This window comes from Sulfuriroseicoccus oceanibius (genome assembly GCF_010681825.2).
Classification (GTDB): Bacteria; Verrucomicrobiota; Verrucomicrobiia; order Verrucomicrobiales; family SLCJ01; genus Sulfuriroseicoccus; species Sulfuriroseicoccus oceanibius.
This window is the reverse complement of sequence record NZ_CP066776.1, coordinates 539,275-551,755: the sequence shown is the minus strand read 5'-3', so window position 1 is coordinate 551,755 and position 12,481 is coordinate 539,275. Positions and strand designations below refer to the sequence as shown.

The window sequence follows — 12,481 nt, the reverse complement described above, 5'->3', positions numbered from 1 at the left end:
CCCTCCTCCTTCTCGATTCTCTCCGCCATGACTAACTCATCGCCATTCTGATCCGCTTGAGATAACAGCGATCCAGCGGTGATGGCGAGCCCCACAAGAAACGATATAAACTTGTATGTCATACGCTTTACTAATCGAATTGAGCCACAGCTCAATCTAACGAGCTACAAAATACAGACAACGTTATTCCCAGCATTCACGCCCTCCCTCCCCTTCAGGGTGGGACTTTGGATGACGTGCCTAGCCCCCCAAGGCTAAAGCCATTGGGATTTGATCCGGGTTCATTTCATGAACACAACTACCACTCCTCGCCTCCCTTGAGAGATCCTTCTCAAGTAAGCCATTCAGCGGGCAGCCAAGGAACTGACAAACTGAACGCCGAACCCTAGCAAACTCCTCCAAATATCGCGTCGCGCTCGGCATCGGTCACCGGACGCCAATCGCCTTCGGCAAGATCCTCGGGCAAGGTGAATCCTCCAATTGCCACGCGCTTCAGGTCTGTGACGTGGTTGCCCACGGCGGCGAACATGCGGCGCACCTGGTGGTAGCGCCCCTCATGAAGGGTGATGCGCACTTCCTTCTCTCCCAGCACCTCGAGCTCCGCCGGCAACAACGGCTTGTTTTCAGACTCCAACATCAAAGTGCCAGCCCTGAAGGTGGCCCTCTCCGTCCCCTTCAACGGACGATCAAGGAGGGCGTGATAGGTCTTCCCACAAGCGTTTTTAGGGTGACTGATCTTGTGCAGCAGTTTGCCGTCGTCAGTCATCAGGAGCATTCCGCTGGTATCTTTGTCGAGACGCCCGACCGAACTGAGGATCGGGTTGCGGAACTCATAGCGCGGAGGCAAAAGGTCGTAGACCGTTTCACCGAGGTCGTCCGTGCTGCAGGTGTAGCCCACCGGTTTGTTAAGGACAATGAACAACGGAGCCGGTGGATCGAGCGGCTCGCCGGCCACGCGCACCTCGTCGGGTACAGGCGACTTCACGGCTAGCGTGGTGCCATCACCATCGGTGACCAGTCCGTCGCGGATCATTCGTTGGACTTCCTTGCGCGATCCGTAGCCGAGGTTGGCGAGTAGTTTGACGAGCTTCATCGCTTACTTTCCCACAGATTTCAGGATTGGCAGGATGGTATTTTCGGAGGCGGATAAAGAATCGCGATCCGGCTCGCCGACCTACTTGTTCTCCATGAGCAAAATCTTGTAGGTCGGGTTCTCGGCGACGATAGACCACGGCAGGCGTGTCTCGTTGAGCGCTGCTTCATATGGCAGCTGGCGGTTGGCCACAATGAACAACTTGCCCCGCTTGACCAAGGAATCGGCAGCCACCTTGAGGAACGCGAGCCCGAGGCTGAGGTCCTTGGTTTGGCCTGTATGAAATGGCGGGTTCATCACGATCGTGTCGTAACGTCCTTTGATTCCGAGCGTCACGTCCTGCCACAGGAAACGCACGTCGCGCCCATCTGCGACGGGTGCCACATTCGCCCTGGCACAGTCGAGTGCCCGTGAATCGACTTCGAACAAATCGACGCGGTTCACATCGGGGAAGCGCTTGAGTACCTCAGCCGAGAGATAACCCCATCCCGCTCCCAGATCCGCCACCTTGCCGCGGATCGTGTGAGGCAAATGCTCCATCAAAAACGCGGAGCCTGGATCCACTCCCTTGGCGCTGAAAACCCCTGGATCCACGACATAGTCGGTGCCGGGAAGCGTGCGTCGCAGGCCGTCAGCACGCCATTGATCGATAACCGACTCGTCCCACGAGCCATCATCCGTGGCGATGAACGTGCGGCATTTGTTTTTCGTAATGGCACGCGTTTCGCGAGTCGCCTGGCGCAGCGTCTTTTCAAACCGTCCGGCTCCAGCTGTGTTGGGCATGGCGACGACGAGCGTCCCGCCAGGTGCCAAATGGTCGCGAGCCAGGGCAAACCACGCGAGGGTTTCATCCTTCGATTTACCCGGCAATACCACTACCAGCGGCCAGCGTTCGTCGCCCAGGTCTTCGATCAACTCGAACCCAGCACGCTTCCACGCCTCGGCTTTTGTCTTCAACGGCTGCCAGCCGACCACATCAGGCCAAGTGATCATCCGGCCAACAGGCTCGGCTCCAATCACCAAGGCACGCTCGGGAACCGCCAGCCCGCCCTCGGCGGAAAAGGCCAGCATCAGGGTATCTGCTACAGGGTTGCTCACGAACCACCCATAGCCCCACCAGCACGCACGCTCCACAAAAAATGACCGCCTGCCCGGATGCTCTCCGGTCAAGCGGTCGCTGTGTTGAGGGAAATGTAATAGAGGCTTACGGCGCGGTCACCGCATCCACGCGGTAAAACCTACGCTGGTCCGTCGCCACCGGCAGCTCGATCACGATCCATTCGTTGGATCCGTCATCGATCACCGAGGCCACTGCCGTGTTGTCATCAACCCAATCCCCACCCAGCAAGCTGGTTGACGACTGCACTTGGTACGTCACACCCAGATCGCTGTGGTTCTTCGGTCGGCGGAACTTGAACTCAAACACAGACGTACCCGCAGAGTCGACGATGCGTCCCTGCACCGGCGGCGCATCCGGTGCGTTCGGGTTGCCCCCGAAGACCATCTCGGAATACGTATTCTGGCCATCGCCATCGTGGTCATCTGTCCCCACCACGACCCCTGTGTTGCCGAAGTGAACGACCTCCCACGCATCATTGAGTGTGTCGGCATCCGCATCCGGGTTCTCACCGGTGATGGTGACGTTGAGCGATCCGACTGCGACCTGCCCGGCACCGTCGGTGATGGCGTAGCGCACGGTTTCGACCAACTCTTCACCGAGCGGCAGCGAATCGTAGCCGCCATTCGGGTCGAAGTTCACCTCACCCGAGTTGTAGCTAACGACCGCTCCACTTCCCAATGTGATCGGCATGTCGAAATAGCTCCACTTCACCGTGTGGAACGCAGCGCTGCCCTGGCCGCCGGACGACTCGTTGCCCCACTCCACGCCCTTGGCACCACTACCCTGACCGCTCCACGAGCCACCGTCGAAGCGCACACCGTCGACCACAAACGATGCGGTCTGGGTTGCCGGATCATAGAGCACCACAATGTCGTGGAAGTTCTGGGTACCGGTTCCTCCACTGGTCAGCGTGTAGGTTCCTCCCCCCGTGCCAAACAACTTCGCGGTCAGGTCGTCGTTGTCATCGAGGTCGTAGAAAACCAGGAAGCGCTTCGAGCCATTGCCATACTCGACCTGGGTCGAGCCTTCGGCATTGAAGTCATCGACAAAGCGCAGCTTGGTTTCCAACATCCAGCCATTCGTGTTGCCCAAGGCAATCTCGGCATCGGATGGCGCCTTGCGGTACTGGGCCCACTGGCTGCCGGCTGTTGTGTTGTCGGTGACCAACCAGGCATCCAATCCGCTGCCATTGTCATCGGCGGATGCCACCGCAGTGACGGATCCAGTCGCAGGGTTTCCATCCTCGGTCTCAATCTGCGTCCATCCGCCGCCAGCGGCACTGGCTGGGCTTGGCGGTGTTCCGGTGGTCCCCGCATCGTAAGCCACAGGCGTGGTCACGAAGCCGAGCATTTCCAGCGATTGAGCACCGTCCACCGCATCGTTGTCGATGATGTTCACCGCCCCTCCATTGCTTCCGGCCTGAAGAGCCAGCGCATCGTTGGCAGCAGTTGGCGATTCATAGGCATTGGTCACATTGACCGTCACCGCGGCGGTAGTCACATTCTCATCCGCATCCGTCACACTGACGGTCAACGCATACGATGGAGTGGTCTCATGATCCAAGGCCGACGCCACGGTCAGCACGCCGGAGGAGGCGTCCAGAGCAAATGCACCGCCCGCATTGCCCGCGGTGATCGCATAGGTCAGCGTATCTCCGATGTCGCTGTCAGATCCGCTCACGGTTCCCACTTCCGCACCGATCGCCGCATCCTCCGCCACGGAGAACGTAACATCGGCGAGAGTCGGCGGGGTGCTCCAATCCGGAGCAACCGTCACGGTCACGTCATCGAACGTGGTGGTCACGCCATCGGTCGCCAAGAGGCGCAACTCATAGGTACCCGGCATGCTGAACGATGCCGTGGTGCCAACGACCGCCGCATCCCCGAAGGTCACATCACCAGGACCAGAGAACTGCGTCCAAGTCGTGGTCACGGTGCCCGGCGTGAGCGGTTGCCCATCGTCGGTAGCCGTTCCCGCCAGCGTTGCCAAATCTCCAGCACCCAACGATAGCGCGTCGCCCGCCTCCACTTCAGGGCCAAAATCCCTTGCCAACTGGAAGCCACTGATGTTGTCGAAAACCGCTTCGTTCAGCGAGGATCCATTGGACGACACCGCAAACCCTACCATCAAGGTCTCGGGCATTGGATTCGTGTATGTCACTGAATATGCCTGACTCCACGTAGCTCCACTGTCGGTAGAATAATACCCGGTGAAGGTCTGGCCCGCTGTACCGGTTGTTGGATCGCCCCCACTGCGCACCAGACGCAACCAAACCGGAGGCAAGGAAGCCGGAGTCGATTTCCACGTAGTATTACCACTGAGCTCGGTCCGGTATTGGAACGCGACCTTGGTGTCGCGCTCATGGCTCAACGATGCATGGCGTGCGCCCGATGCGGCGGATTCCCGCGCCATCAGCGCCGCGTGCTGACCGAATCTAGTGGTCAAGGACTTGCTTGCCAATCGAGCGCGCACGTCGAAGTCGCCGGTCAGGTTCTGGGAGAACAAATGACACTCGTCCTCGCGGAAGTAGATATCATTGCCGCTGCCGACAACCGTGATGGACCCGTCCGCATTGACGGTGCCACTACCAGCTGTAGGCTCGGCCACACTGACACTCTGCCAAGTTTGCACCGGCTCGGAACTCACCACCACGGAAACCTCCTGGCTCACGGGGATGCCGCCGTTGTCGACGGTACAACGCACCACATAGGTCCCCTCAGCAGAGAACGTGGCACCCGTTGCCAACTCACCCGGCGCATCAAATGTCACGGTGCCAGGACCTGCTTCCTGCGTCCACGCGACGGTCGCCGAGTTGCGCAACACGGAGTTCACCGAGCACTCAAGCGCCAGACCGACACCCGGGCGGATCCGCACGGTCTCTGCCTGTGGCAGTACGCGGTTGAGCTGGAGCTCGACCACAGCCTCATGTACACCGCCGGTGAGGTACTCAAGATACTGACCGGGAATAGAACCCACGCCATTGGTCGGGGCAGGATCCCCCGGCTTCCGCCATGTCACCGCGCAGTGGTCGGCGCCTCCGCCCTCTTTGTGGCGCACTTCGATGTAGTAGCGGTTACCCGCCACCAGAGGAATTGCAGCGGACACCCCGCCACCACTCCAGTTCTTCTCCGAAGTATAGCCGTACTTGTATGCGATCTTTTCTTTGTTCTCTGCACTCTCGTCTGTGGAAAGCCACAGCTCCGATGAGTCATCCGAGGCAATGTAGAAGGTATAATCACCCGTCACATCCGGCTTCACCCAACCAGTCCAACGCTGGCCGTAGTTACCGCCCACTTCACTTGGTGCGGCAGCTTCCGTGATCACACCCCCGGAGCTCGGGAACTTAGGGAATGCCTGGTTCGTCGTCAGGTCGGTGATGCTCCCCCCCCCGATGCCTTCGTAAACCTCACGCCACAAGCCCCCCTGAGTCAGCGTTCCCACACCGGTCACCGTCAAGGTCGCGGCATCACTCACCACCGTACCTTCCGGGTTCAATACGCGGCAGCGATAGACCCCGGCGGATCCCGCACCAATGTTGGTCAATGTCAGTGAAGAGTCGCTGCTCACCGGCCAGTAGGAGGTGCCATTCAAGGTCCACTCGTAAAGGAATGGACCAGCACCCTCGGCCACCACATTGAAGGTCACATCGCCACCAGCAGCGGCCGATTGATCCTCCGGCTGGGAAATAATCGTCAGTCCGGTACTCTCAGGAACCGCCAGATTGCGCCCCGGAATCACCTCGGGGGTCGAGGCACCCGGCTGGGTCCAAGCCACCGCCACGTGGTCGCCGCCACCACCCTCTTTGTGCAAGACCTCGAAGAAGTACGGCACGCCCGCGGTCAGAGACTGGGTTGCGGATGTTTGCGAGCCGTATTTATTCCACTGGTATCGGTCGGTCCAATCACTCGACGAGCAGATGACCGTCGCAGTGGCCTCAGAGCTACCAAACTTGAACTGGCTCGCATCATCCCCCGCAATGTGGAAAGTGTAATCCCCTGTCACCGGCGGCACGATGTACCCTTGGATCCGCGACCCATAGTTATCGCCCCCATGCGTCCCCTCAAGCGAGGTCACGGTAGTCGCAATATCCGGCGAATCCGGATACTTTGCATTGCTCGTCAGATCGCTCAGTGCCAGCCCTCCGATATTCGTGTACACGCGGTAGTTCGCGCTGCCCATGACGTAGCCATCCGGCGGAGTCAGCGTCGAAACTTCGAGGTCGATTGGTTCGGTCAATGTGTACCCATTCGCTTCGACCTGAAGCTGAATGCGGTATGTCCCGGATGTCGGGAAGTTCACCGTTGTCGATGCCATGGCGGCATCGGAAAATGTGGCCGTAGCCGGGCCGGAAACATGGGTCCACGTCGCCGTGTAATCCTCGGCATTCAGCACCGATCCCACATAGTCGGTAATGTCCACGTTGAACGTCGCCGAGTTACCATTCACCGCACCGGCCCGCGCATCGACAGTCGGCCAAGTCAGCGTCGGCGCCTTGAAATCGGCGTGCAGACGGTTTGTGTTCGGCTTGGGGAAGCTCTCCAAGTTGCCGCTTTGCACCGCGTAAGCCATGGCGTAGTTGATAATCGCCACGCTGTTGAGGTTGAGATATCCATCGCCGCCATTGTTCTCACGCCCGCCGAAGTAATCCAACGTACCCGATGCATTGCGGTGCAGCTGGTAGAAGTACTTCATGTTCTCCATCAGGAAACGCTGCTCGCGGTCACTCATGTACGGCATCGCGAACTGATACAAAACCACACCGCCCACGGTGTAAGCATGGCAGTGCTGGAAGCGCTGCCACTGACGCAACAGATAGTCCTCCTGACGATCCACAAAGGTCTGGTCGTCGGCACTGATACCACCGTAGTTTTTCATCCCGAAAACCGCCCCAGCCGTACGTCCGGTCGAGTCGTATCCCCCTTGCCTCCAGGCATAACCGACGTTTCCATCGTCCGCACCGCCGCTCACGTTGGTGCACTCTTTCATCCGCTGCCAGCAGTTCATGAACTGCGAATGATCCACGTTCGCTCCAGCCCCCTTGAGCATCGCCAGCGCGGACAATGCGTGAGCGTTCACAATATTAATTCCCGCATAACTCACGTGAGGGTAGTCGCCAGTGACTCCACCGTGCCCCATCAGGCCGACCTTGGTAACTCCGACCTGTGCGTCATAGGGCGGCTGCTCATATTCCTGCACGCGGTTGGCCAGCGCATCCGCCGCACGCTGCAAGGTCGCATCCACCGCCGTGTCACCGGTCTTCAAGCGATACTCGGCCAGGAACATCGCGGCCGTCGAAATCTGCCAGTTCTCCAGCCCGACTCCAACGTGGTTCTGGTCATTCGGATCGCTGTCCTCCGCCGACCCGTCATTTGGCGTGCCGTCGAGGTTGGTCGACTCCACAGGGTCTACAATAATCTCATTCAGGTAGGTCACCGCCGCATCCTTCAAGCGGTCGATCGACGTGCGGTACGGCTTGTCACCCGTCGTGTCGTTCCAGTTCGGATGGGAAAGCAGGATCAATCCATTAAGTCCTGTGTTGTAGTTCACCCCAACGTTCGCCGCCGCAGTCACCTGCGCATGCAACTGCTCACACGCCCACTGATACCCCACATCGTACTTCGGACTCCCAAGCGGATAAGCAGGACCAAATGCCCCCGCGGCATTCAACTGAATGGTCAAATCCACCTTGCCCACTCCCGGACGCAGCACCGTCACCGGCAACGTACCATTCCCTGATTCCGCCCGTTCGATTGCCTCGGAAAAATCAATCACCGAGCCCTTCCAGCCGTCCACCGAGTTGGGCGACAACACCCCAAGATCCTCGCCATTCACCGCATAGATGAAATCGCCCACCTGCAGTCCGGCCAAATCACCAGGTCCACCGGAGGTCACTCGCTCCACCTTCAAATAATTCGTTCCATCCTGATGCTGGAACTTCCCGCCAATCGGGCCAAGTGAGGACTGATCTGCCTGAACCAAGCCACTACAGGCTAAACAAAATGCAGAAACTACAGAGACAAAGGTGCGGAGGGATTTCATCGAATGCTGCGTTGTACACTGAGGGGCGGGAAACCATTCAGCAACGCATGTTTCATCCGAAACATTAGATGAGAACAATCATATTTTAGAGAAATGTTAACCTGTATTACCAATCACAGGGAGCTAAGCGACAATCTCTTACAAAAATCCAAATGAAGGCAAATCATGCCTTCGCCTGCTTCTCTTCCCACCGGTCCGCTGCCTGCATTGCCGCACCAATCATGCCCGCGTCATTGCCAAACTTCGCCGGCACAATCCGCATCGACCGATAATGCGTATCGGAGAGCTGCTCTTTCATGTGAGCCCGCAGCGGACTGAACAACAACTCCCCGGCACCAGCCACTCCGCCGCCAATCACAATCCGGCTCGGGTTCACCAGCCAACAGACATTGCACAATGTCGTGGCCAGCATCTCCGCCACCTCTTCCCAAATCTCAATCGCCACAGGGTCGCCGGCATTGGCCGCTTCTGCCACGCGTCGCGGCTCACAGTCCGCCTCACTCGGCCCCGGTTTGCCGTCACGCCTCGCCTTGGTCTGGTAGCGACTGTACGCAAACTCCTTGAGCTGCTGGTTGCCGATGTATTTCTCGGTGCACCCTTTGTTTCCATACACACCGACGCGGCCTCGATAATCCAACGACATCTGACCAACCTCACCCGCCACACACGCAGCACCGCGGAAAAACTTACCATCGAGCACCAAGCCCCCGCCGATCCCGGTTCCCATGGTAATCGCCACCATATCGTTGGCCCCACGTCCGGCACCGACGCGCCATTCGGCATATGCCATGCAGTTGGCGTCATTGTCCACGGCCGCCACCAGCCCGGTCTTCTTCTCCAAAAGCTCGCGCAACGGCACATCCACCCAGCCTTCCACATTGGTCAGTTGGTGAATGCGGCCACGCTTGTAGTCCACATTGCCCGGCACACCGGCGCCAACCCCGACAACCCCCTCGTGCCTCGCCTGCAGGTCCTTGATCTGCCCAACAATCGCAGCCACCAGATCGTCACGACACCCAAAATCCTTGGTTGGGATTCGCGGCATCTTTTCGAGCACCTCGGCCCCATCGCACAGTCCGACCTTTACCGAGGTCCCACCAAAATCGACTCCAATCGCAAGCATAAATCTCAGCCTAATCGTTCACGGATACGGCGTCCATCCGAATTCCAGCCATCCCAAGCAACTCCACTCCGCGCACGGTCAGACTTGGATCCCGCTCAGCCTCAGGCCACGCGTCCCAACAAAAAAGATCGGCCGCCCCTCCGGTGACCACCACGCGCACATTATCCGTCGCCAGCTCCGCCAGCGTCGCCTCGAGGATTCCGGCTATCATGCCGGGGTAGCCATAAAGCAATGCCGCACTGATCGCACCACGCGTGCTCGTCCCGATCGCCGGTGTCTCCGCATCGTCAATCTCCGCCGGATCCACCGTCGGCAACTGCGAGGTCATCGTCCCAAGGTAGGTGCCCAGCGCATTCACCCCGGGAGCAATCGATCCACCCAGATAGCGGTATCCCTCATCCGTAAAAACCGCGACATCCACTGTCGTCGCCGTACCCAAATCGAACGCAACCACGGCTTCGTTCTCCGCACCATCGCAGGCCGCAATGATATTGGCCACTCGGTCATCTCCCAAGGTCGCCACACCCGCATAGTGGGAAAAATCCATCATCCCCAGCGCCGACGCCGTCTCGTGGTTGGCCTCAATCAATGGCAATCCGTGGATCTTCACCACGCGCTCGACCACTTGTTTCAAGTCCGGCACCACCGATGCCACCGCCACCGCATCATAGCGCGTCTCAAACAACCAGCTCTCCACCAGCCCGCGCATCGCCGCCGGATCCTGCTTCGGCGTCGGACACCGCCCCACACCCTCCCCGCCTCCGGATAACTTGATCTGTTGGTTCGACAAATCGATCGCCAACACCCGCGGCGCCCGGACCGGATCTGGATTGGATGACTCGCTCATTTGAAATCGAAAGCTAGCATAGCCAATCCGTCACTTGGCGAGCCAAATGATCGCAAAGTTAGAGAAATCGGGCAGCGCTGGAATCGGAAGCCGCCACGGCTTGCCTCACTCAATGACGGTGCGGAACGCACATCTCATACCAGCATGGGACACGCGTCCCACGGTTCGTATGCTTTGTGCCGATGGCAGATCCTAACACTAAAGCCTCCTGCGCAGCAGCCTCACCCACCGTCTGCGTATCCTCCCAACCGGGATCCGGTCACACTCAGATCACCCACACCAAACTCACTCCGACGCGGCCCTTCAACGAACGAAGTCCCCGCCCCTCACTCCGCGTATCCTCCCGACCGGGACTCCGGTTAGCCGCGGGGGTGGAACTTCTTGTGAACGCCTTTGAGGTGTTTTTGATCCACGTGAGTGTAAATCTGAGTCGTGCTGATATCCGCGTGACCTAGCAACTCCTGGATCACGCGCAAGTCCGCGCCATTCTCCAGCAGATGCGTCGCAAAGCTATGGCGAAGCAAATGCGGGTACACATTTTGATCGAGCCCAGCCGCCTCCGCCCGCTCACGTAAAATCTGCCGGATCCGATGTGGCGTCAGCTGTCCGCCTCGCTGCGACAGCACAAGGTGCGACTGAGTTTTCGGGCGCACCAGATCCGGTCTACCGGTAGCGAGATAGCGCTCCATCGCCTCGCGTGCCGCACTCCCCACCGGCACCAGCCTCGTTTTGTTCCCCTTGCCCGTCACCCGCAGCACGCCCTTGTCCATGTCCAGATCTTCGATCCGCGCATGCAACAGCTCCGAAACCCGCAAGCCGGAGCCATACAGCAGTTCCGTGATCATACGGTCGCGCAGATCCAGCGGCTTCGCCCCTTTGATCGACTCGATCAACCGGCGCACGTCTTGACTGTTCAGAGTCTCGGGCAGATTCCGCACCGGCCGCGGCGACAACAAGGCCTCCGCCGGATCCTCGGCCATCATCTTGCGCCCGTGCAAAAAGCGGAAGCACACCTTCATGCAAACGCACACAATCCGCAGCGACGACGCCTCCAGCCCATCATCCTTGCGCACCGATAAATAGGCCGCCAACTCGTCCGTCGTCGCCTCCGTCAGTTGCTTCCCGCGCACATCCAGCCACCGCGCCAGCGCCTCCAAATTCCGCCGCACCAGCAACTGGTAATTATCCGACAACCCACGCTCCGTCGCGAGGTACAGGATAAATTCATCAATGGCGTCTTCGCTGGTCATAAGCGCCCCGATCAAAAGCCATCCCACACCCCGAGGCAAGCGGGAACCCGATCCCGCGTCCGCAGGATCGCTCCATCGCAACCCGCTCACCCACCATTCGCCCGCTGGACCAACGACACTCCTGTCGTTGCCTCTCAGCTCCGAAACAATCACCCACTCTATGAGACCTCTCGAGCCCGATCACTCTCCCATAAGCTGAAATCATTTGGGTTCAGGTTCTCAGGATTCCTTCGAATATACTTCACCACACAGGCGAAATGCCCTCTGTCGCGGATAATCGTATCCCGGTAATGCTTCTGCCAAATGCCGCCTCGTCCGATTCGTCTCGCCGAGACGCCCTTCCACGTCTTGAGCAGTCGCCCCATGTCCCCTAAAGGAGAAAACAGCACGCGCACATGATTAGGCATGATCACCCATGAATAGAAAATCGCCCGTCTCTGGTCATCTCTTCTGAAAACAACCTCTAGCACGTCTCGATTCTCCCTCTCTCTGAGCAAGCACGAACCCATACCTGCATCCAAATACCGCTCCATCTCTTGAGTAAACAGTGAATGATAGGTCCTTCGTGTTGCCTCGTCCCACGGCTCGGGATTCTTCTCCATCCAAAGCTTCCGCTGATCACACCAGCGACGCAAAACACGCTGAGGCATAGAATCCGCCAATCGAAACGTCACAAACTGAATCGCCTCTCCCTGTTGCCAATGAGGAATATCTCGCCCATGGCGGTTGATATCGACCTTCCAATCCAAGAAGTCAGACATTCAGCAAACCTAACATAAAACGGACACAAATCGCAATACTACATTCCCACGGTTCGACCACAGGAGTGTGGTCACTCCATCGCAACACGCTCATCCACCATTCCGCGATGGACCAACGACACTCCTGTCATTGCCGGACAGCTCCGCAGTCCCAAGTTCCTCCCGCCCTCGCTCGCCTCTCCTCGACCACAGGAGTGTGGTCACTCCATCGCAACCCGCTCATCCACCATTCCCTGATGGACCAACGA

The 12,481-nt window shown here is 58.8% G+C and carries 7 protein-coding genes; all 7 read right to left on the bottom strand.

Annotation, left to right across the window (positions count from 1 at the left end; translation table 11 throughout):
- Positions 1-385: 385 nt before the first annotated feature.
- The 7 genes from G3M56_RS02170 to G3M56_RS02140 all read right to left on the bottom strand — a co-directional run bounded on the left by G3M56_RS02170 (position 386) and on the right by G3M56_RS02140 (position 12,233).
- Positions 386-1,093: a pseudouridine synthase gene (locus tag G3M56_RS02170; protein WP_164365180.1), complete on the bottom strand. Its 708-nt coding sequence runs from the start codon at positions 1,091-1,093 to the stop codon at positions 386-388.
- Positions 1,094-1,174: 81 nt separating this feature from the next.
- Positions 1,175-2,191 carry a class I SAM-dependent methyltransferase gene (locus G3M56_RS02165; RefSeq protein ID WP_164365181.1) on the bottom strand — a complete coding sequence of 339 codons (1,017 nt, stop codon included), beginning with the start codon at positions 2,189-2,191 and terminating at the stop codon, positions 1,175-1,177.
- A 106-nt stretch (positions 2,192-2,297) separates the two neighbouring features.
- Complete coding sequence (locus tag G3M56_RS02160; protein WP_164365182.1) at positions 2,298-8,252, bottom strand: DUF6288 domain-containing protein; 5,955 nt, start codon at positions 8,250-8,252, stop codon at positions 2,298-2,300.
- A gap of 163 nt (positions 8,253-8,415) precedes the next feature.
- A complete protein-coding gene (locus G3M56_RS02155) occupies positions 8,416-9,375 on the bottom strand; it encodes an ROK family protein (protein ID WP_164365183.1) in 960 nt (319 codons plus the stop codon).
- A gap of 10 nt (positions 9,376-9,385) precedes the next feature.
- The gene (locus G3M56_RS02150; protein ID WP_164365184.1) at positions 9,386-10,222 is read right to left on the bottom strand and encodes a type III pantothenate kinase; all 837 of its coding nucleotides are present in this window, start codon (positions 10,220-10,222) and stop codon (positions 9,386-9,388) included.
- A 359-nt stretch (positions 10,223-10,581) separates the two neighbouring features.
- Positions 10,582-11,472, bottom strand: a complete 891-nt coding sequence (gene xerA / locus G3M56_RS02145) for a site-specific tyrosine recombinase/integron integrase (protein ID WP_164365185.1) — start codon at positions 11,470-11,472, stop codon at positions 10,582-10,584.
- 158 nt (positions 11,473-11,630) lie between these two features.
- Complete coding sequence (locus G3M56_RS02140; protein WP_164365186.1) at positions 11,631-12,233, bottom strand: transposase; 603 nt, start codon at positions 12,231-12,233, stop codon at positions 11,631-11,633.
- Positions 12,234-12,481: the final 248 nt, after the last annotated feature.